The organism is Thermaerobacter subterraneus DSM 13965 (assembly GCF_000183545.2).
Lineage (GTDB): Bacteria > Bacillota > Sulfobacillia > Thermaerobacterales > Thermaerobacteraceae > Thermaerobacter > Thermaerobacter subterraneus.
The window spans coordinates 1,422,230-1,443,441 of sequence record NZ_JH976535.1 but is presented as its reverse complement, the minus strand read 5'-3'; the positions used below and the strand labels follow the sequence as shown (position 1 = coordinate 1,443,441).

Here is a 21,212-nt window from a genome sequence, read left to right as displayed (position 1 = left end):
CCGGCCCCGCCGCCCCTGCCCCGTGACCCTGCCACCGCCCGGGTGAAGAGGCAGCAGGCCGGAGAAGCTACGGTCAGGAGGTGGGACCGTGGGCAGGGGCCGGTCGTTGGTGAACCGGCAGCACCCGGGTGGTGGCGTCGAAACCGGCCGGCGGGTGGGGCTGCGCGGTCACGGGGCGGAAGCCGCGCCCCGCACCAGGGGCATGACGGAAATCCGCTATGACGGCCCGGCCGGCTGGTGGGCCGTGGCCAACCTGGTCGAGCCCTCCCGGCCGGTGGGCGGGAAACGGCGGGACGTGCCTGCCACCCAAATCGACCCCACGTCCCGGCGGGCGCTCAAACTTTTGCGGCGCCACACCCGGCGGACCCTGGCCGCCATCGACACCCTGCTGGACCACGTCCGCGAGGTCCCGGGCGGCTACCGCCGCCTGAGCGGCCCCGCCCGGCGGGACCTGGAGCGGGCGCGGCGCCAGCTTGCCTATCACATCGGTCCCAGCGACGACATCGTTTACAGGCCCTTCCACTTCGGGCTGCTGCGGGGACTGGTGGTCTACGCCGAGGGCGTGGTGGACCCCCAGTTCGTTAGCCAGGCGGTGCTCGAGCCCCTGCAGCGCCTGGCCGCCGCCCGCTGGGCAGCGGTGGTGGCCCGGGCCGCCCAGCCCGGCGGCGCCGCCGGGAACCCCAGCGTAGCGCCCGCCGCCCCGGCCGGCGCAGAAGACTCCGGCCCCCCCGTCCGGGACATCGGCCTGGCGCGAGGGGATGGGCCTTCAAGCCGCCGCGGCGGACCGGGGCGGAGCCAGGGGCCGGGACGGGAGGGCGGGCCGGCATCCCGCCGTGGGCCGGCCCGGGATGGGCAGAAGAAGGGCCAAGCGGCCGGTCAGCGCCAACCTGCGCTGCCGCCCGAGCTAGCCGGCCGGCTTACCCGCGAGCTTCAGCAGGCGATCACCATTGCCACCCAGGTCCGGCGCACCCGGTCCTACCGCCAGGCGGCTCAGGCCGTGGTCGAGGGCAAGGCCGTCCTGGTGGTGGCGGGGGTGCCCGACATGCTGACCTTCGGCGCCGAGGGCTGGCCCAAGCGCCAGCCTGACGAGCCCGAATCGGAGCGCACCATCCGCGGGCCGCGGGAGGGGCTGGTGGAGACCCTTTCGGACAACCTGGCCCTGATCCGGCGGTTCATCCGGGACCCGTCCCTGCGGGTGCGGAAGATCAAGCTGGGCAAGGTCACCCGCACCCCGGTGGCCATGGTCTACATCGAGAACCTGGCGCCCCAGGCCACCGTGGACGAGGTGTGGGAGCGGCTGCAGAGCATCGACGCCGACGCCATCATCGAAAGCGGCACGGTGGAGGAGTACCTGACGGGCCGGAAGGGGTCCATCTTCCCGTTGGTGCACGCCACCGAACGCACCGACAAGGTGGCGGCCGCCCTGCTGGAGGGACGGGTGGTGGTCCTGGTGGACCGCAGCCCCTTTGCCCTCTTCGTGCCCACGTCCCTTGCCGAGCTCTACCAGAGCCCGGACGACTATTACGTCAACTTCTGGCAGGGCACCGCCGTGCGGCTCCTGCGCATCGTGGGCCTGTTCATCTCCCTGGCCCTGCCCGGGCTTTACATCACCCTGGTAGGGTTCCACCCCGAGCTGATCCCCACCAAGCTGGCCCTGGCCAGCGCCGGCATCCGCCAGGGCACGCCCATGCCGGCGGCCGTCGAACTGGTGGCCATGGAGCTGCTCTTCGAGCTCTTCCGGGAGGGCGGCCTGCGCCTGCCGGCCGCCGTCGGCCAGACGGTGGGCATCGCCGGCGGCGTGGTGCTGGGGACGGCCGCCGCCCAGGCCGGGTTCGTCTCGGGCATCGTGATCGTGGTGACGGCGGGGACCGCCATCGCCTCCTTTGCGATCCCCAACTACTTCCTTGGCCTGACCTGGCGCATTCTGAAGTTCGCCCTGATCGCCCTGAGCGCCACCTTCGGCCTGACGGGCCTGGTGGCCGGCATGCTGCTGGTGGCGGCCCACCTGGCCGCGGCGGAGTCCGCCGGCGCCCCCTACATGACGCCCTTCGGGCCCATGCGGCCCAAGCGGCTGCTGCGCATGGCGGTGCGGCCGCCCCACTGGGAAAAGGGTGCAGCGGCCCGGCCCTGAGGCGACGCGTTGGCGGCAGGCCGGGTCCTAGACGCCTGCGCAGGGAGGCGCGGTGGAAGCCATGGCCCAGAGGGAGGGGAATTCAGTGGTCGCCGGCCCCCGGGCGCCAAGGGTCGCCGGCACCGGGCCGGCCGCCCGCAGGAAGGTCGCCACAGCCTCCGCCGCGCCGGAGGCGACCCGCAGCACCGGCCGCGCGGGGGCCTGGCTCTCAGGCCGTGGCCTGGTGGCCCTGTTCTTCTTCACCCTGTTCCAGTTCCAGTTACTGGACGGCCCCATGTGGCTGGCGCGGGCGGCCGGCCGGTTCGGCTGGCTGGTGGAGCTGCTGGGCGCCCTGATGGGCCTGCCCCTGGTCCTCCTGATGGTCGACCTGGCCTCCCGCTTCCCCGGCCAGACCGTCTACCAGTACGCCCGCCGCCTGCTGGGACGGCCGGTGGCCTTTGTCACCAACGGTTTGATCCTGCTCTACGGCGTCATTTTCCTCGGCTACTTCTTACGCCAGTTCGTCATTGTGGTCCAAACCTACCTGCTACCGCGCACCCCCATCTGGGCGATCACGGCGCTGGTAACGAGTGGCATCGTCTTGGTGGTGAGCCTGGGACCCATGGCCCTGAACCGGCTTGCGCAGATGCTCTTCCTCCCCGTGGTGGCAGCCTCCGGGATCATGCTGGCCATCGCCATGCGCAACGTCGACCTGCTACTGCTTGCGCCCGTCTGGCCCATCCCCACCGCGGTGCTGGCCGCCGTGCCCACTACCGCTTTCTCACCTTTCATCCCGATCAAGCACCTGCCGGTCCAACTGGCCATGGTGCGGCGGCCCCAAGACCACCGGCGCTCCCTCGTACTGACCTACGTGGCCGTGGCCCTGTTTAAAGTCATCGCCACGGCGGCTACACTGGCCATCTTCAGCCACCGCGGGGTCGCCCTGATGGCCTGGCCGGGCCTGGAGGCCCTCCGGGTGGTCCAGGTGCCCCTGGCCCTGCTGGAGGAGCTGGGCCTGCCAGGCCTGGTGGTGTACCAGGTGGTGCTGTTTGTCTCCAGCGCGGTCTTTTTTGTTAGCGATTATGTCGGCCTGCCGGTCTGGCTCGGCCTCGGCCCGCGGGTCATGCCCTGGCTTTTGCCGGTGCTGGCGGCGGCCGCGGCGGCCGTGTGCCTGGCCCCGCAGGACGAAGCACAGCTGGATCTGTTGCGACGGGTGGTGATGTACGGGGGCCTTTACAGCGCCGTCTTCTACCCTGGGGTGCTCTGGCTGGTGGCCCGGTGGCGGCGGGTGGGGGCGGAGGCGGCCCCATGAAGGGAGCCAAGGCCCGGCTGCTGGCCCTTTTGCTGCTGGTGGCCGTGACGCTGACGGGCTGCTGGGACCTGGAGGAGATCGACCGGCGCACCGTGGTGCTGGGTCTGGCCTTTGACACCGACCGGGGCGGCGGCTTCCGCATGGTGGCCTCGGTGCCCGACCCGCGTGCCCTGGTACCTTCAGGCGGAACGGCCATCGGGCCCCAGGTGAAGGAACCGGCCTTCGTGGTGCTTCAGACCCGGGGCCGGACGGCGTCGGAGAACCTGGCCGCTCTGCGGGATGTGACCAGCCGGGATCTCTTTCTCGGTCAGATCCTGGTGATCGGGGTCTCCGAGCGCCTGGCGCGCCGGGGCGTCCTGTCCCTTCTGGAATTTCTCATGAACAACACGGACATTCCCCGGGCCGCCTGGTTCGTGGTGGCGCGGGGCGACCCGGCCCGGGTGCTGGCGGTCAAGCCGCCCCAACAGACCTTTCCCGAGTTCTATTTGGACGATGTCTTCCGCGCCCGGGGTAAGCCTACGGGGGCTCTGGCCATCCCCTACTGGCGGGTGTGGGTCGACACCCTGCTGCCCGGGCGGGATGCCCTGGTGCCCGTGGTGGCACCGGGACCCCAGGGGCAGATGCGGGTGGCCCAGGTGGCGGCTTTCCGCGATAGCCGAATGGTCGGCCTCCTGAGCGAGAAGGAGACCCACCTCCTGGCGTTGATCCGGGATGCGCGGAACACCTTCTGGGAGGTTGACCTGCCGGACGGGCGGCGGATCGCTCTGCGGCCCCTGGGTGCGAACACCCGCATCCTGCCCCTCTCACCGGGCCCCGGCGGCAGGCCCCGATTTCGCTTCGAGGCCTCGCTCAACATGGCGCTGGTCGAGGTCTACGGCGCCACGGGCAGCCCCCCTGAGCTCCTGCAACAGGCGGCCAGCCACGATCTCACCCTGGCCCTCACCCGGTTGGTCCGGCGGCTGCAGCAAATGGGCAGCGATCCCCTGGGCTTCGGCGAGCGCTGGCGCATTGCCCAGCCCCGGCTGTTTCAGGTCCGCGACTGGCACCAGCAGTGGCCGCAGGCGCAAGTCGACGTGCGGGTACGGGTCAACATCGGCCGCGGCGGCGCCTTCCACTGAATAATCTTTCCGTGCCGCCATGACGCCCCGTTCCCCTGGGCGGCCCTTTTCCTTGAAAGCGGGATGTGGTATGTGGTGTGCGGAAATGGTTCGACACACGAAGCATCATGAACCAAGACGTAGGAGCATGACCCAAGCGCACCCAAGGAGTTCGGGGAGGGGCCCGGGGTGAAGGATGAGCGGACCGGCACCGACGACCGGAGATGCTTGGGTTCGGAGCGGGTTCGTCCCGCTAGCAGCCTAGTCGGTCCCGACGAACCGGCGCCGTTGACGCGCCGCCAAGTGCGCGCCACGCTGTGGCGCGTCAACCTGCTGGCCGCCCTGACCTTTGCCGTCGTCACCATGTCCCGGCCGCTGTTCTCCGTCTTCGCCGTGCAGGAGCTGGGGGCCGGGGCCACCTGGCTGGGCGTCATCGCGGGCGCCTACGCTCTGGTGCCCCTCTTCCTCTCGCTCCCCGCGGGCGGGCTGGTGAGCCGCTGGGGCGAGCGGCCCCTGATGATGGCCGGTTCCGCCGGCCTGGCCGCCGGCCTGTGGATGGCCGCCGCCAGCCCGTCGCTGCCCTGGATGGTGGCCGCCTCCCTGGTGGCGGGCATGGCCCAGATGCTGATGGTGATCTGCACCCAGACCCTGGTGACCAGCCTAGGGGAGCCCCGGGAGCGGGAACAGCACCTGGCCTGGTTCACCACCGCCACCTCCGCCGGCCAGCTGGTGGGGCCGCTGGGCGGTGGTCTCCTGGCGGACCACGCCGGTTTCCGCGCCACCTTTGCCGTGGCCGGCCTCCTGTGCCTTTCCGGCCTTTTCCTGGCGCGCCGGGTCCACGTGCCGCCCACGCCGGGGGCGGCGCCGGACTGGCGGGCCCAGGCCGGCCGGGCGCGGGAGCTGCTGGCCCTGCCGGAGATGCGACTGGCCATCCTGGCCGCCTTCTCCCTGATCTTCTCCCTGGGCGTCAACCAGTCGTTCTACTCGGTGTACGTCACCCGGGTGCTGGGATTCAGCACCGCGACCCTGGGCATGCTGCTGGCCGTACGGGCCGTGATGGCCCTGGCCGTGCGGGCGTACATGGGGCCGCTGGTGACCCTGGCGGGCGGGCGCTTCCGGGTCCTGTTCCTGGCCATGACCGCGGGCGCCGTCGCCCTCGGCGTAACGCCGCTGCTGCGGGACGTGGCCTCCCTGACCCTGGCCGCCGCCCTGCTGGGCCTGGCCACGGGCCTGACCATGCCCCTCAGCATGCTGGCGGCGGCCAACTCGGTACCCGCCGCCGAGCGGGGCCTGGCCATGGGGGTGCGGCTGACGGGCAACCGGCTGGCGGAGCTGACCAGTCCCCTTCTGTTCGGCCCCCTGGCCGAATGGGTGGGGCTTGGACCCGCCTTCCACGGTGCCGGGCTCCTGCTGCTGGCAGCCGCCCTGCTTTCCCTGCGCTGGCGCCACGGGCTGGACGACGCCGACCGGCTGGCGGGAGAGGGCCGGCCCCCGCGGGCCGCCGGGGCCGGCCGCTTCGGCACCCCGGCGTTCCCGATGTGGCGCCGGCGGTCGAGCGCTCCCGTGCGCCAGCCGGGTGCCCACCGGGCCGGCGACTGAGGAGCCGGGCCCGTGGGAGGAGAGCCGGCCGGCAAAACCGAATTGCCTGGACGGGCGTCACCCTGCAGGTGACCCCACCCGGGCTTCCGGTGCCGGGTGCGAGGCGGCGGGCCCCCCTGCCGGTGGCCATCCTGGTGCGGCAACCCGCACCCCCCGGCCGCGGCCGCCCCGCGGTGCCGCGGCGGCCGGGCACCGGCCGGGGCCGCGGCGGCCGGCTGCGACGGCGGCCCGGCGACTCTCACCAGGCACCGCCATCCCGCCCCGGGCGCCGCCCGTGCCAGGGCTCAGCCGGTTCGTCCCCGGGGCAGGTCCATCTTCATGGCAGGAAGGGGATGTGGCATGACCCAGCCGAATCCCGCCGGTCTGGAAGATGTGGTGGCGGGCACTTCGGAGATCTGCTTCATCGACGGCAAGGAGGGGCGGCTCCTCTACCGCGGCTACGACGTCCGCGACCTGGCCGAGCACGCCTCCTTCGAAGAGGTGGTCTACCTCCTCTGGCACGGCCGGCTGCCCAACCGGGCCCAGCTGGACGCCTTTGTCCAGCAGCTGCGGTCGGTCCAGGCGCTGCCCGGCCAGGTGCTCGACCTGATCCAGCGCATCCCGCCGGCCACCCATCCCATGGCCGCCCTGCGCACGGCCGTCTCCTACCTGGGGACCCTGGACCCCGATCAGGAAGACCAGTCCCAGGAGGCGAACCTGCGCCGGGCCACGCGGCTGGTGGCCCAGTTCCCCACCCTGGTGGCGGCCATCGAGCGGGTACGGCAGGGCAAAGAACCGGTGGCGCCGCGGCGCGACCTGCCCCTGGCGGCCAACTTCCTGTACATGCTGCGGGGGGAGGAACCCAGCCCGCTGCACGCCGAGGTCATGAACGTGGCCCTGGTGCTCCACGCCGACCACGAGCTCAACGCCTCCACCTTCGCCGCCCGGGTGGTGGCCGCCACCCTGTCGGACATGTACTCGGCCATCACCGCCGCCGTCGGCGCCCTGAAGGGCCCGCTCCACGGCGGCGCCAACGAGCAGGTGATGCGCACCCTGCTGGCCATCGGTTCCCCCGACAAGGCGGAAGCTTGGGTCAAGGAGGCGCTGGCGGCCAAGAAGCGGATCATGGGCTTCGGCCACCGGGTGTACAAGACCGAAGACCCGCGGGCCACCATCCTGCGCCGGCTCTCCCGCAAGGTGGCCGAGGCGGCCGGCGACACCCGCTGGTTCGAGATCTCCCAGGCCGTGGAGAAGGTGGTGGCGGCGGAGAAGGGGCTCTACCCCAACGTCGACTTCTACAGCGCCTCCACCTACTACGTGATGGGCATCCCCTTCGAGCTGTACACGCCCATCTTCGCCGTCAGCCGCATCTCGGGCTGGACCGCCCACGTGCTGGAGCAGTTCGCCAACAACCGGCTGATCCGGCCCCGGGCCGAGTACACCGGGCCCACCCGCCGGGAGTGGGTGCCCCTGGACCAGCGCTAGCGCGGGCCCTCCCCGACCCCGGCGCGCGGGGGGCAGCGCAGTACGGCAAACAGCAAGGGCGGGCGGTGCCGGGAGGATTCGGCAACCGCCCGCCCTTTTCTTGCCTCAGGCCCCCTGCGCCGCAGCCGGTTCGGCCGCCGGGGACGAACCGGCCCCCGGGCCGCCCGGTCCCCCGGGCAGCAAGGCCACCTGGGGCACCCCCAGCTGGGGGTGGGGCACCACCAGCACGGAGCAGCCGTAGACCCGGCTCAGGATCTCGGGGCGCATGACCCGGGCCGGCTCGCCCGCCGCTGCCACCCGGCCGTCCTTCACCAGCACCAGGCGCTGGCAGTACAGGGCCGCCAGGTTCAGGTCATGCAGCACGGCCACCAGGGTAAGTCCCAGGTGCCGGCGCAGGCGATCCAGAAGATCCATGATCTCCACCTGGTGCCGCAGGTCCAGGTGGCTGGTGGGCTCGTCCAGCAGCAGGACCACCGGTTCCTGGGCCAGGGCCCGGGCCAGCAACGCCTTCTGCCGCTGGCCGGCGCTCAGGGTGGCCAGGGGGCGGCCCGCCAGGGCCTCGAGGCCCACCCACGCCAGAGCCCGGGTCACCGCCTCCCGGTCCCGCGCGCTTTCCCATGCCCAGAGGCCCTGCAGGTGGGGGGTCCGTCCCAGGGCCACGTACTCTTCCACCGTCAGCGACAGGGTCGAGCCGGCCTCCACCCCGGCCACCGCCAGGCGCCGCGCCCGCCGGTCCGGGCGCCAGGCGCCGAGGACCGTGCCGTCCAGCAGCACCTGCCCCGCCCAGGGTTTGAGGTACCCCGACAGGGTGCGCAGCAGCGTGGTCTTGCCCGAACCGTTGGGTCCGGCCACCCCCAGCCACTCGCCCCGCCGCACCTCCAGGGTCAGGCCGTCCAGCACGGGATCGGCGGCGTAGCCGACCCGGACCCCCCGCACCTCCAGGGCGAACCCCACGGCCCTGCACCTCCGTCCGGCGTCAATGGTCGCGGCCGGCCGCATGCCGGCGCAACAGCCAGAGAAACCACGGCGCACCCGCCAGGGCCGTCACCACCCCCACCGGCAGCTCGGCCGGCGCCACCGCGACCCGGGCCACCGTGTCGCAAAGGATCAGGACCGTGGCCCCGGCCAGAACCGCGCCCGGCAGCAGGCGCCTGTGGTCGGCGCCAACCAGCATCCGCACGCCATGGGGGACGATGAGCCCGACAAACCCGATGACACCGCTGACGCTGACGGCGGTGGCGGCCAGCAGGGCTCCGGCCGCCACCAGCCGGCGCTTCACGGCCTCCACGTCGATGCCCAGGTGGTGGGCCGGTTCCTCCCCCAGCCAGAGGGCGTTGAGGGCGCGCACCTGGGCCGTCAGGACGCCCAGCCCCGCCGCCATGGCCACGGCCAGCACCAGCACGTCCTGCCAGCCCGCGCCGGACAGGCTGCCCAGCAACCAGAAGACCAGGGGACGCAGGCGCTCGCCGCTGAGGAAGACCAGCAAGGAGACCAGGGCCCCCAGCAGGGAGGCCACCGCCACCCCCGCCAGCAGCAGGGTGCCCACCGCCAGGCGGCCCCCTACCCGGGCCAGCCGGCTCACCACCAGCACCGCCGCCACCGCGCCGGCGAAGGCCAAGGCCGGCACCAGGCCAAAGCCGGCGGCCCGGGACGCCGCCGCCGCCAGGCTCGCAAGCCCCCCGCCGCCCGCCGGCCAGGAGCCCACCGGACCGCCCCCTGATCCGCTGCCTGCGGCCAGCGCCAGGGCCAGGTGGGCTACCGCCGCCCCCAGCGCACCGCCGCTGGATACCCCCAGCACGTAGGGGTCCGCCATGGGGTTGCGGAAGAGGGTCTGGAAGGCGCTGCCCGCCGCCGCCAGCGAAGCGCCCACCATCCCCGCCAGGACCACCCGCGGCAAGCGGATCTGCAGCACGATGCGGTCTGCGGCCGTGCCGGCACCGGCTCCACCGTCGGGCCCGCCGGCCACCGCGCCGGCCAGCACCCCCAGCACCTGCCCGGGCGGAACATGGACGGCCCCCAGCCCGGTGGCCACCACCAGCGACACGACCAGGGCCAGCCCGAGGAGCCCCAGCACGGCGGCCCCCCGCCGGGCAGGCGAGGCCGGGGCCCCGGGGCTGGAGCTCGCGGCGGCAGGCGAAACCGGGCGCCGGTCGTCTTCCCTGCGGGGACCCGCCGTCCCAGGGTCCGGCGGCATCCCGCCCCTGCCCCGCCGCCGGGCTGCACCCGAGCCTGTCGCTTCCCCGGCCCGGCGCCGGTGGCGAGCGGCACCGGGGGACCCCCCGCCGGGGTCAAGGCGGGCAGGCCCGGCCCGGCCGGCGGCCTGGTCCGCTACCGGTGGGGCCGCAGCCGGTCCACCGGTCGCTGCCTCGCCGGCGCGCCCGCTGGCGGCCGGCCCGCCGGCAGCCGGTTCGTCCGCAGCCGGCCGGCCGGGCCGCGGGGTCTCCCAGGACGCTCCCGTCCCTCCCACAGGGTCTCCCCTCACTGGAACCGGTCGGGGTAGAACCAGCGGGCCAGCTGCTCCAGCCCCTCCACCAGGCGCGGCCCCGGCCGGCTGATCAGGTTGTCGTCGATCAGGTAGATCCGACCCTCCTTCACCGCGGTGATGCCCTCCCAGCCCGGGCGGCTGCCCTCCTTGAGCTGGTCGTAGGAGGACTTCAGCGTGGCGGGCACCACGATCACCTGGGGATCCTGCCGGACCACCTCTTCCAGGCTGATCTGCGGCCAGGCCTGGCCCGTGCCCTCGGCCACATTGACCCCGCCGGCCGCCACGATGACGTCGTGGATGAACCCGCCCGGCCCGACGGTCATGAGCGGATCGTTCCACACCTCGTAGAAGACCCGCACCCGTTCGGCCTGGGGGATCGCCGCCACCTCCTGGCGCACGGCGTCGATGCGGGCCTTCATGTCGGCCACCACCTGCCGGGCGCCCGCCTGGGCATCCACCAGCTCGCCGATGCGCTGGATGCGGTCCAGCACGTCGTCCAGGGTGGCGGGCTGGATCACGGCCACGGGAATCCCCAGCTCCTCCAGCTTCTTGACCTGCTCCTCGGTGCCCCCGATGGTCAGCGCCAGGTCAGGCTCCAGGGCGACGATCTGCTCGTAGTTGGTGTCCGTCAGGCCGCCCAGCTTGGGCAGGTCCTTGACCTCGGCGGGGTAGTCGCTGAAGGAGTCGACGCCCACCACCCGGTCCCCGGCGCCGATGGCGAAGAGGATCTCGGTGTTGCTGGGCGCCAGGGAGATGATGCGCTCGGGCCGGGCCTCCAGGGTGACCTGCCGCCCGGCGTCGTCGGTGAAGGTGTAAGGATAGGTCGTGGCAGCGGCCGCCTCGTGGCCCGCCCCTGCGCCGGACGAGCCGGCCTGGGTGCCGGCCTGCCCCTGCTCCGTCCCGGCGGGCGCCTGGCCGGCGCCGCCGCAACCGGCGGCCAGCAGGGCGAGGATCAGCAGGGTGGCCAGCAGGGCCAGGCTGCGGCGACCGGCTCCCCGGGGCCGGGTTCGACCCCAAATCCTATGCAGGAAGATGCGACTCATGGCCCGATCTCCTCTCCCGGAATGGGTTGCGGCATCCATAAAAAGGAAACCCCGGCCTTGGCGTCAGCAGGCCGGGGCTCAGGTTCCCCTCCACGGGTGCACCCGGTACGTACCTCCTTTCCGCCGAAGGCGTACGTACACGGTCCAGGCAGGTCTCCTGGCTCCCGGATCATGGCCGCCGCCCGGCCTTCCCGCACCCCCACCCGCTGGGCGGGGGATCCGCAGTGGCACGCGAGGGGCTGCGACTACCCGGTCACAGTGGCGGGACCGCGCCGGATTCGCACCGGACTTCCCTATTCTCCCCCGTCTCCGGGGGCACCTGGACCGTCACGCAGATTCGGTTGTCCGCAACCATTCTAGCAGGGCCTGGCAGGGGGAACAACGGAAGCCGGCACCGAGGCCGCCGCGCCGGGGGCGGCCTCGGCTCCCGGACGGCCCGCCTCCGGCGCCCGGCACCGGGGGCACCCGCCGCCGCCGTCGGGCGGGTGCCCGGGGACGCCCGTGCCGCCCCTGCCGGGCCTGCCCGGGAAGGCCCACACCCAGTTCCCAGTGCCGGTGTCACCCGGGCCGGGGGCACCATGCCGGCGGCTCCGGCCCACGGCCCCCTGCCACCCCGCCTCAGGTCCGGGCCCTCAGGTACTGGCGCGGCCAGGGCACCTCCACGCCCAGTTCCCTGGCGGCCCGCAGCGGCCAGTAGGGTTCCCGCAACAGTTGCCGGGCCAGCAGGACCACGTCGGCCTGGCCCGTGCGGATGATGTGGTCGGCCTGGGCAGGCTCGGTGATCAGCCCCACGGCCCCCGTGGCCACGCCCGCCCGCCGCCGCACCTCGGCGGCAAAGGCCGTCTGGTAGCCGGGGCCCTGGGGGATGGGCTCGGGCGGCACCACCACCCCGCCCGAGCTGCAGTCCACCAGGTCGACGCCGCGCTCCCGCAGCGCCCGGGCCACGGCCACGGTGTCCTCCAGGGTGATGCCGCCGGGGGCCCAGTCCACCGCCGAGAGCCGCACCCACAAGGGCCGGTCGGCCGGCCACGCGGACCGCACGGCCTCCACCACCTCCAGCAGCAGGCGCATGCGCCCGGCCAGATCGCCGCCGTAGCCGTCGGTGCGCCGGTTGCTGAGGGGCGAGAGGAACTGGTTGAGCAGGTACCCGTGGGCGGCGTGGATCTCGATCAGGTCGAACCCGGCCCGCTGGGCCCTGCGGGCGGCCGCCACGAAGGCGTCGACGATGCGCGGAACGTCCGCGGCGGCCAGCTCCTGGGGCACCGGCCAGCCCTCGGCGAAGGGGATGGCCGAGGGCGCCACCGCCGGTTCCGGTCCCACGCCCTGGTTGGGCGACCAGGCCTTGCGCCCGGCGTGGCCCAGCTGGATGCCCACCGGCACGCCGTGGGCATGGCAGAACTCGACGATCCGCGCCAGGGGTGCCACGTGGTCGTCCCGGTAAAGTCCGAGGTCGGCGTCGCTGATCCGCCCGCGGCTCTCCACCGCGGTGGCCTCCACCACGATGAGGCCGACCCCGCCCACGGCCCGGGAGCCGTAGTGCACGAAGTGCCAGTCGTTGGCCAGGGCATCGGGGCCGGCGCTGTACTGGCACATGGGCGACATGACGATGCGGTTCTTCAGGGTGAGCCCGCGGAAGGTGATGGGGTCGAACAAACCGGGCATGGCATTCACCTCGACGGCGCCATTATCCACCTGCCGGCCCCAGGCCTCAAGCCGGTGTCGCGGGGCTCCCGGGCCCTCCCCGTGGCGCGGGCAGGGATTCCTGCCGGCGGAAGGAAAACTAGGGTGTCGGAAGCGAGGTGGCGTCGTTGTCCGAACCAGGGGGTGCCTGGGGGACGACAGGCACTGCGCCGTACCGGCCCGCCGGGGCGCGGGGTGCGGGGATCGACCGGCCCGTCCTGCCGCCCGACCTCTATCGCCGCCGGCAGGAGGCCCTGCGTGCCGCCGCCGCCCAGGAGGGCCTGGACGCGGTGCTGGCCGTGGGGCGGGCGTTCTACGAGCGGGGCGCCCCGGTCGCCTTCCTGTGCGGCCACCTGGCGCCCGCGCCCACGGCGGCTTCCGCGCCGGGCTACGAGGGTTGGGGCCAGTCGCTGCTTCTGGTACCCTGCCGGGGGCCGGTGGTCCTGATCGCCGACGCGGCCCGCCCGGAGACGGTGGTGGCCGACCAGATCGAACTGACCGCCGCCCACCCGGCCGCCCTGGCCGGCTGGATCCGGCGCCTGGGGCTCGCCACGGGCCGGATCGGTGTGGCAGGATCGGATCTCTGGTCCTGGGCCGCCTTCCGGGCCGCAAGCCTGGCGGTCCCCGGAGCGGAGTGGGTGCCCGCCGACCCGCTGGTCAACCGGCCCCGCCGCCTGAAGGAACCGGAGGAGCAGGCCCTCCTGGCCCGTGCGGCCGAGGCCGCCGACGTGGGCCTGGCCGCTGCCCTGGAGGTTCTCCGGCCCGGACTCAGCGAGCAGCAGCTGGGCGCCGCCGGCACCGCCGCCGCCCTGGCGGCGGGGGCCGACTTCGTCCGCTACTTCCGCGTGCACACCGGCGCCTGGTCGCTGTTGAGCTTCCGCTGGCCCCAGGCCACGGACCGGCGGGTCCGGGCAGGCGAACCCGTCGCCCTGGACATCATCGGCGCCCGCGGCGGCTACCAGTTCGACGTGCTCCGGACTGCCCTGGTGGAGCCGGTTCCTCCGGAACTCGCGCGGCTGGCTGCGGCGGCGGAAGACTGCCTGGAAGCCGTTTTGGCCCGCTGCCGCCCGGGGGTGACCGTGGCCGAGCTGCTGGCTGCCGCGTCGGAGGCGGCGGCCCGCCACGGGCTCGGAGACGCCCTGGCACCGCTGCTGGGGCACGGCATCGGGCTGGAGACCGTGGAGGAACCGCTCCTGCTGCCCGGGGTCGACGACCGGCTGGAGGCCGGCATGGTGCTGTGCGTGGAGCCGGCCTTGCGGGTGCCCGGCCTGGGGGGTTACAGCATCGAAGAGATGATCGTGGTGGAAGAAGGGGGCCCGCGGATCCTGACGCGCACCCCGCGCCGGCCCGTGATCGGCGCAACCCCCTCGTAAGCTGGACAAGTAGAAAGGGTGACGGTTGTGGCGGCGACCATTCCTGCCCAGCTCCTGGAGGGCAAGCGCGCCCTGGTCTTCGGGGTGGCCAACAAGAACAGCATCGCCTGGGCCATCGCCCGGGTCCTGGACGCGGCCGGCGCCCAGCTGGCCATCGCCTACCAGAACGAGCGGCTGGGGGAGCGGGTCCAGAAGCTGGTCCCTGAGCTGCGCCGGGAACCGCTGCTGGTGGAGTGCGACGTCAGCTACGACGAGCAGATCGAGCGGGCCTTCGCCACCATCGCCGGCCGCTGGGACCGCCTGGACGTCCTGGTCCACAGCCTGGCCTACGCACCCAAGGAGGCCCTGGAGAATCCTTTCGTCGAAACGAGCCGGGACGACTTTCGCATCGCCCTGGATGTCAGCGCCTATTCCCTGGTGGCCCTGGCCCGGGCCGCCCGGCCGCTGATGACCGCCGGCGGGTCGATCCTGACCATGACCTACTACGGCGCGCAGAAGGCCGTGCCCAACTACAACGTGATGGGGGTGGCCAAGGCCGCCCTGGAGGCCTGCGTCCGCTACCTGGCGGCCGACCTGGGCCCCCAGGGCATCCGGGTCAACGCCATCTCCGCGGGACCCATCAACACCCTGGCCGCCCGGGGCGTCCGCAACCTGACGGACTTCATCAAGACCCATGCCGAGCGCTCGGCGCTCAAGCGCAATATCAGCCAGGAAGACGTCGCCCATGCGGCCCTGTTCCTGGCCAGCGACCTCTCGTCCAGCATCACGGGCGAGGTGCTCTTCGTCGACGCGGGTTACAACATGATGGGCGTGTAACCGGGGGGTACGGCAGCAGGGCCACCGGGGGATGCCTTGCAGCAAGGCACCCCCGGCGGCCCTCGGGCCCGCGCGGTACCTTCCAGCCCCAGACCTCTCGGCCGCGCACCGGCCGCCCGCACGCCTCCGGCACGGCGAAGCTGCAGCCCCGGCGCCGCCGGCCGTTACGGCGCTACCGCCAGCCCCCGCCGCGGCACGAGGGCCCCGCTTCCGGTAGGTTCTTGCCGCGGCGCTACGGCCCCCGTTTCGCCAGCCCCGGCGCCGCGGGCCTACTGCCCCGCTTCCGCCAGCCCCGCACCGGTCACCGCCCCGTCCCGCCCGGCGTCCCGCCGGAAGACCCGGCCCAGCCGCCGCAGGGCATCGTCCAGCAGGCTGTAGGCCACGGGGACCAGCACCAGGGTCACCAGCGTGGACATCAACAGGCCGTAGATCACCACCACCGCCAGGGGCCGTAACAGCTCGGACGACGGGCCCGGCAGGTAGGCGAAGGGCACCAGGCCCAGGTTGGTGGTCAGCATGGTCATCAGGATGGGGCGCAGGCGCACCGGGCCCGCCTGCAGCAACGCCTGGTCCCGGGGCATGCCGCGCCGCCGCAGCACGTTGGTGTAGTCCACCAGCACGATGGCGTTGTTCATCACCACGCCCACCAGCATCAGGAAGCCCAGCAGGGCGGTGACCCCGATGGGCAGGCGGTGCAGGGCCATGCCCGCCACCGCCCCCACCACGGTGGGAGGGAGGCTGAACAGGATCACCAGCGGGTGGAAGAAGGATTCGAACTGGGCCGCCATGATCAGATAGACCAGCAGCACGGCCAGCACGATGGACAGGCCCAGGGAGCGGAAGGTCTCGTTCATCCGCTCGGCCTCCCCGGCCACCGTCCAGGTCATGCCGCCGGGCCAGTCCATGGACGCCAGCTCCCGCTGCAGGGCGGCGGAGACTTCGCCCAGAGGCCGGCTGCCGTCCAGGTGGACCGCCACGATCACCTGCCGGCGGCCGTCCTGGCGGGTGATGGCCAGGGGGGCCCGTTCCACCGTCACCTGGGCCACGTCGCCCAGCCGCACCACGCCACCCAGGGCGGACCGCAGGGGGAGGTCGTCCAGGGCGCCGTACCGCCGCTGCCAGTCCTGGGGCAACAGCAGGCGCACGTCCCACTGGTCGGTGCCGGTCCGCACCCGGGCCACCGTCACGCCCCCCAGGGCCGCCCGGAGGGCCACCTCGACTTCCTGGACCGTCAGGCCGGCCCGCGCCAGGGCCTCCCGGTCGGGACGGACCACCACCTCCGGCCGGGTCTGGCGCAGGCTGTTGTCCGCCGCCGCCACGCCGGGCAGGCGGCGGGCCCGGTCCACCACCTGGTCGGCCATGGCGGCCAGCAGGTCAGGGTCGTCGCCCGCCACCTGCACCTCCAGCTGCTGCAGCCCCCCTGCCATGACCGACGACGCTACCGTGGCTTGGATTTCAGCCCCCGGAATGGCCTCCAGCTCGGGCTGCAGGGCCTGCAGCACCTGGAAGACCGAGCGGTCCCGCTGCTGGACCGGGACCAGCACCGCGGTGACGGCGGCCTCGTTGGCAGCGGCGGCGCCGGTGGTGAAGGCCCCCCCTGCGGCACCCACGGTGGTGACCACCCGGTCGGCTTCGGGCAGGGCCATCAGGAGCTCTTCCACCCGCCGCGCCACCGACGCCGTCTCTTCCAGCCGCGTGCCGGGCGGCGTGCGCACCGTCACCTGGATCTGCCCGCTGTCCGAGGGCGGCAGGAACTCGGACCCGAGCCAGGGCGCCGCCGCCAGGCTGGCCACGAAGCTCGCCAGGCCCGCCGCCATCACCAGCCCCCGCCGGCGCAGGCTGCCGGCCAGCAGCCGCCGGTAGCCCTGCTCCAGCCGCTCGATGGCCCGGTGGAACCCGGCCAGCAGCCCCGACGGCTGGTAGTGGCTCCCCAGCACCCGGGCCGCCAGCATGGGCACGAAGGTGACCGCGCCGAACAGGGCCGCCACGTGGGAGAAGATCACCGCCAGCGCCAGCGGCGTGAACAGCTCCGCCGCCAGCCCGCCGGTGAGCATCATCGGGAAGAACACGGCCCCCTGGGCGATGGCCGACGCCGTCACCGCCGCCGCGACCTCCGCCGTCCCCTCCTCGGCCCCCTGCAGGGGGGGCGTGCCCCGCATCCTGTAGCGGTGGATGCTCTCGATCACCACGATGGCGAAGTCGACCAGCGAGCCGATGCCGATCAAAAGGCCGCCCAGGGAGACGATGTTAAGGGTCTGGCCGGCGGCGGCCAGCATGGCGAAGGAGCCGACCACGGAGACGGGCAGCATCAGGCCCACCACCAGCGTGGTGCGCCAGTTGCCCAGGAACAGGTAGAGGACGGCCACCGCGATCAGGCCGCCCAGGACGCCGTGTTCGGCCACCGTCCGCACGGATTCCTGGATGAAGTCGCCCTGGTCCAGGATGGTGCGCAGCTCCACCCCCGGCGGCAACTGGGGTGCCAGCCGCTGCAGCGCCTGCTCCACGCCCCGGGAGACGGCCAGGGTGTTCCCGTCGGTGGCCTTCAGCACCTGGAGCTGCACCACGGGCTTGCCGTCCAGGTAAGCCAGCTGCGCCGGGTCCGCCAGTGCCTCCTCCACGGTGGCGATGTCGGCGATGCGCACCGCCGCCCCGGCGGGCGTGGTCACCACGGCCTCGGCCACGTCCCGGGCGCTGGTGTACTGGGCGTCGAGCCGCACCGAGAGGGCGGCGCTGCCGCGGTCGACGGAACCCGCCGTGGCCAGGGTCGCCCCGCCCCCCAGGGCCCGCGCCACCAGGGCGGGGCTCAGGCCGTACGCCTCAAGGCGCGCGGGATCGAGGATGACCCGCACCTCCCTGTGGCGCAGGCCCACCACGCCGACGGAGGCGACGCCGTCCACCTGCTCCAGCGCCGGCGCCACCCGGTCTTCCGCCAGGGCCTGGAGCTGCCCGGCCGGCAGGTCTCCCGTGACGCCCACGGTCACCACGGGCTCCGCCGACGGATCCAGGGTCAGCACCCGCGGGCTGCCGGCATCGTCCGGCAGAAGGCCCCGCACCGCGTCGATGCGCTTCTGGACTTCCAGCACCGTGAAGTCCAGGTCGGTGCCCCAGTTCAGCTCGAGGATGACCAGGGCCGAGCCGGGCTGGGCGATGGAGCGGACCCCCTTGACCCCGTTGATGGTGCTGACCGCCTGCTCGAGGGGCTCGACCACCCGGGCCTCCAGCTCGGCGGGCGAGGCGCCGGGGTAGGAGGTGGCCACCACCACCACGGGCAGCTCCAGCTGGGGCAGGAGGTCGACGGGCATGGCGGGCAGCAGGAAGGCGCCCAGCAGCACCAGGGCGATCACCAGCACCGTGACGAAGACCGGACGGTGGACGGAAAAGCGCGCGACGCTCACCGCGGACCGCCCTCTTCCACGATCCGGACCCGCTCGCCGCCGGCCAGGCCCGCCGCGCCCCGGGTGATCACCCGGTCCCCCGGCCGCAGCCCCTCCAGGACCAGGGCCTGCCGGGAGGTGACGGCGCCGTATCGCACTTCCCGGCGGGCGGCGCGATCGCCCTCGACCACGAAGACCACGCCCTGGCCCGGCTCGTCCCCCTCCTGAAGGGCGTCCACGGGGATCACCACGCCCCGCGCCCCACCTTGAGGCGTGAACCGCAGGGTGGCCGGCTGCCCCGAAACGGGCCATTCACGCCCGTCCTGGCCCAGGAGCTCCACGGTCACGGTGTAGGTTCCGGTGCGCGGGTCGGCCACCAGGGTCTTCTCGATCACCCGGCCCTGCCAGGCGGTCGACCCGGCCGTCACCTCCACGGTGCCGCCCACCTCCACGGCGCCGTACAAACCGGCCGGCACCTGCGCCTCGACCTGCGCGGGTCCCGGGTCCACCAGCACCACCAGGGGATCCACCCCCTGGGGCGACGCCAGGGCACCCACCTGGGCATGGATCGCCGCCACCACCCCGGCCACCGGGGCGGTCACCCGGGTCAGATCGAGCTGGTGGCGCGCCAGGGCCAGGGCCGCCTCGGCCTGCTCCACCTGGGCCCGGGCGGCCGCCGCCGGATCCCCTTGCCGCGCCAGGTCCCGGGCACGCCGGGCCGCATCGAGGCGCACCTGGGCCGCCTGCAGGTTGAACTCCGCCTGGCGCACCGCAGCCTGGGCCTCCGTAAGGGTAGCGGCCAGCGACTCGCAGCCCCCTTCCCCACCGGCTCCGGGTCCGCCCGTCCCGGTGCCGCCGGCCTGCGGGGCGCCGCCGGCCCAACCGGAGCTGCCGGTGCCGGCCAGCCCGCCGCCGGCCGCCGTGGCCGCCGGGCCGCTGCCGGCCGCACACCCCAGGGCCTGCCACTGGGCCTGCAAGGTTGCCAGCCTCTGCCGGGCACCGTCCAGCTGGACCCGGGCCCCTTCCCTTGCCAGCTCCGCCTGGCGCAGCTCGGCGTCGGCCTGCAGGATCTGGGCCTCCCGGGCCTGGGCGGCCTGCCGGGCGGCGGCCCGGGCGGCCGCCAGGGCCGCCTCCGCCTGATCGACCTGAGCCCGAGCCACGGTGGGATCGAGTTCGACCAGCAACTGCCCGGCCTTGACCCGGTCGCCCACCCTCACGTGGACGGCGGTGATGGCACCGGCCGCCTGGGGCCGCACGGCGACCTCGGAACGGGCCCGGACCCGGCCGGCCAGTTCCACCGGCTCTGCGACCGTGCCCTCAACCGCCGTGACCACCTCCACCGGCACCACGGTCTCCAGGCTGGCGCCGCTGCGCGCCGTCTCCTTGCCCCCTTCCCCGCCGCCGCAGGCCGCCAGGAGCAGGGTCCCAGCCACCAGCAGGGCGGTCAAGCGGGGCCACCCCGGCCCTCTCCGCTTCGGGGGGCGCCGCCCCCGGCGGGACATCCCCGTCCCGGGATGCCGCAACCAAGACGGCGGCCCGCCCGCTTCCCGGGTGCCGCGGCCGGGCGGCAGGGCGGCAGCCGCTGGCCGGCACCACGGGCGGACGACGCCGTGAAGGCCCGCAGGCGGTTCAGGGCGGTGCCCGGCGCGGGCGCGGTGTTCGGGATGCGCTTGAGGTTGAGGTCCGGTCTGGGATCCAGGTTGCGGCCCCGCCTCCGGCCCAGGCTGGGGCGCGGGGTGAAACTGGGGAAGCGCGTGGATCACGGCCCTCCGCTCTCCTTTCCCTTGGCCTGCGTACCTTCCGGGCCTTCAGAGGACGGCGGCGGACCCTGGCGGTTCGGGTCCGGCGGTGGGGGTGGCGGAACCGGACCCGGGCCGGCAGCGGGCAATGATCCGCCCGCCCGGCCGGCCGGCTCCTCCCTGAGGCCGGCTCCCGCCAGGTAGGTGTCGACGGCGGCCAGCAGGTGGGGCAGCAGTCCCGGCGGCGCCCCGCTGTGGTACCAGGCGGCCAGGCGGGCCAGGGCGATGCCCTCGATGTCCAGGGCCAGTTCTTCCGGCGGGCGGGAGTCTTGAAGCTCGCCCCGCGCCTGGCCGCGGGCACAGAGGTCGGTGACCAGGCGGTGGAGCAAGCGCGATGCCGGCTCGTTTGCCCCTCGGCGCAGGTTCTCGATGCACCAAAGCCAGATCACGTCCGGGTGGACCTGTTGCGTCCACTCCACCAGCCGGGACAGCAGGTGGTGCAGGGCGGCGCGCAGCGGCATCGCGCCCGCGGCCTCCAGCTCGCGGCGCAGCGCTTCCAGGCGGGGCGGCAGAGCCGCCAGGGCCAGGTCTTCCTTGGTGGCGAAGTAGTTGTAGAACGTGCCCTTGGCGACGCCGGCGGCGCTGGCGATCTGGTCCACCGTGGTGGCAGCGAAGCCCTTGCGCGCCAGAAGGCGCATCCCTTCTCGGATGAGGGCCTGGCGCACCGCCTCCCGCTGGGCCTGGCGCAGGTTCACCTCCCGGCCACCTCCGGCGGCTGTGATGACCATGGTCATAGTGTGACCGCGGTCACAACCATCGTGCCCAGCGTAGGCAGGGCAGGCACCCGTTGTCAAGGGCAGGCGGGCCGGGAGGCCAGCATGGCCAAGCTGCAGGGAAGGCCAGCGAGATGCCACGACGCGCGAGGCGGGTCCGGCCGGCAGGGTAGTGGGCCGCCGCACCGGGGGACCGGCGGGCCGGAGGGCCTGCGGCCAGGCGGGCCGGCGGGCCCCAGCACTCGAGGCGGGGGCGCGGGTGCGGGGCCGGGGCCTCCGGTTGGAGCTACCACCGCGCCCTCCAGGTCTTGCGGGTGGGCGCAGGACCCCGCGCCGCAGCCCGGTGC

General features: G+C 73.8%; 14 protein-coding genes and 1 riboswitch. Of the genes, 7 read left to right on the top strand and 7 right to left on the bottom strand.

What is annotated here, in order from left to right; all coding sequences use genetic code 11:
* Window positions 1-88: 88 nt before the first annotated feature.
* The 5 genes from THESUDRAFT_RS05965 to THESUDRAFT_RS05945 all read left to right on the top strand — a co-directional run bounded on the left by THESUDRAFT_RS05965 (window position 89) and on the right by THESUDRAFT_RS05945 (window position 7,582).
* A complete protein-coding gene (locus THESUDRAFT_RS05965) occupies window positions 89-2,131 on the top strand; it encodes a spore germination protein (RefSeq protein ID WP_006903850.1) in 2,043 nt (680 codons plus the stop codon).
* Between the two features lie 223 nt (window positions 2,132-2,354).
* Window positions 2,355-3,422 carry a GerAB/ArcD/ProY family transporter gene (locus THESUDRAFT_RS05960; protein ID WP_242823258.1) on the top strand — a complete coding sequence of 356 codons (1,068 nt, stop codon included), beginning with the start codon at window positions 2,355-2,357 and terminating at the stop codon, window positions 3,420-3,422.
* Window positions 3,419-4,540, top strand: a complete 1,122-nt coding sequence (locus tag THESUDRAFT_RS05955; protein WP_006903848.1) for a Ger(x)C family spore germination protein — start codon at window positions 3,419-3,421, stop codon at window positions 4,538-4,540. The genes THESUDRAFT_RS05960 and THESUDRAFT_RS05955 overlap by 4 nt, the downstream gene beginning before the upstream one ends.
* A gap of 168 nt (window positions 4,541-4,708) precedes the next feature.
* Window positions 4,709-6,118, top strand: a complete 1,410-nt coding sequence (locus THESUDRAFT_RS05950) for an MFS transporter (protein WP_006903847.1) — start codon at window positions 4,709-4,711, stop codon at window positions 6,116-6,118.
* Between the two features lie 339 nt (window positions 6,119-6,457).
* Entirely contained in the window at window positions 6,458-7,582 is a 1,125-nt protein-coding gene (locus tag THESUDRAFT_RS05945; RefSeq protein WP_006903846.1) for a citrate synthase, read from the top strand.
* 105 nt (window positions 7,583-7,687) lie between these two features.
* Here THESUDRAFT_RS05945 and THESUDRAFT_RS05940 read toward each other — a convergent pair whose 3' ends face one another.
* From THESUDRAFT_RS05940 to THESUDRAFT_RS05925, 4 genes are all read right to left on the bottom strand, one after another.
* Entirely contained in the window at window positions 7,688-8,536 is an 849-nt protein-coding gene (locus THESUDRAFT_RS05940) for an ABC transporter ATP-binding protein (protein ID WP_006903845.1), read from the bottom strand.
* A gap of 22 nt (window positions 8,537-8,558) precedes the next feature.
* The gene (locus tag THESUDRAFT_RS05935) at window positions 8,559-9,656 is read right to left on the bottom strand and encodes a FecCD family ABC transporter permease (RefSeq protein ID WP_006903844.1); all 1,098 of its coding nucleotides are present in this window, start codon (window positions 9,654-9,656) and stop codon (window positions 8,559-8,561) included.
* Between the two features lie 404 nt (window positions 9,657-10,060).
* Entirely contained in the window at window positions 10,061-11,110 is a 1,050-nt protein-coding gene (locus tag THESUDRAFT_RS05930; protein ID WP_006903843.1) for an ABC transporter substrate-binding protein, read from the bottom strand.
* Between the two features lie 130 nt (window positions 11,111-11,240).
* Window positions 11,241-11,448: riboswitch (cobalamin riboswitch) on the bottom strand.
* 280 nt (window positions 11,449-11,728) lie between these two features.
* On the bottom strand, window positions 11,729-12,772 hold the full coding sequence (locus THESUDRAFT_RS05925; protein WP_006903842.1) for an NADH:flavin oxidoreductase/NADH oxidase: 1,044 nt from the start codon (window positions 12,770-12,772) through the stop codon (window positions 11,729-11,731).
* 146 nt (window positions 12,773-12,918) lie between these two features.
* Between THESUDRAFT_RS05925 and THESUDRAFT_RS05920 the strand changes: the two genes are divergently transcribed.
* Together THESUDRAFT_RS05920 and THESUDRAFT_RS05915 are read left to right on the top strand one after the other, a co-directional pair.
* The gene (locus THESUDRAFT_RS05920) at window positions 12,919-14,163 is read left to right on the top strand and encodes a M24 family metallopeptidase (RefSeq protein WP_006903841.1); all 1,245 of its coding nucleotides are present in this window, start codon (window positions 12,919-12,921) and stop codon (window positions 14,161-14,163) included.
* Window positions 14,164-14,181: 18 nt separating this feature from the next.
* Window positions 14,182-14,979, top strand: coding sequence for an enoyl-ACP reductase FabI (locus tag THESUDRAFT_RS05915; protein WP_242823257.1), 798 nt, complete (start codon window positions 14,182-14,184; stop codon window positions 14,977-14,979).
* 269 nt (window positions 14,980-15,248) lie between these two features.
* Here THESUDRAFT_RS05915 and THESUDRAFT_RS05910 read toward each other — a convergent pair whose 3' ends face one another.
* The 3 genes from THESUDRAFT_RS05910 to THESUDRAFT_RS05900 all read right to left on the bottom strand — a co-directional run bounded on the left by THESUDRAFT_RS05910 (window position 15,249) and on the right by THESUDRAFT_RS05900 (window position 20,847).
* Window positions 15,249-18,374 carry an efflux RND transporter permease subunit gene (locus tag THESUDRAFT_RS05910; RefSeq protein ID WP_006903839.1) on the bottom strand — a complete coding sequence of 1,042 codons (3,126 nt, stop codon included), beginning with the start codon at window positions 18,372-18,374 and terminating at the stop codon, window positions 15,249-15,251.
* Entirely contained in the window at window positions 18,371-19,801 is a 1,431-nt protein-coding gene (locus tag THESUDRAFT_RS05905) for an efflux RND transporter periplasmic adaptor subunit (RefSeq protein WP_006903838.1), read from the bottom strand. Before THESUDRAFT_RS05905 ends, THESUDRAFT_RS05910 begins: the two co-directional genes overlap by 4 nt.
* Before the next feature lie 311 nt (window positions 19,802-20,112).
* Window positions 20,113-20,847 carry a TetR/AcrR family transcriptional regulator gene (locus tag THESUDRAFT_RS05900; protein WP_006903837.1) on the bottom strand — a complete coding sequence of 245 codons (735 nt, stop codon included), beginning with the start codon at window positions 20,845-20,847 and terminating at the stop codon, window positions 20,113-20,115.
* Window positions 20,848-21,212 lie beyond the last annotated feature (365 nt).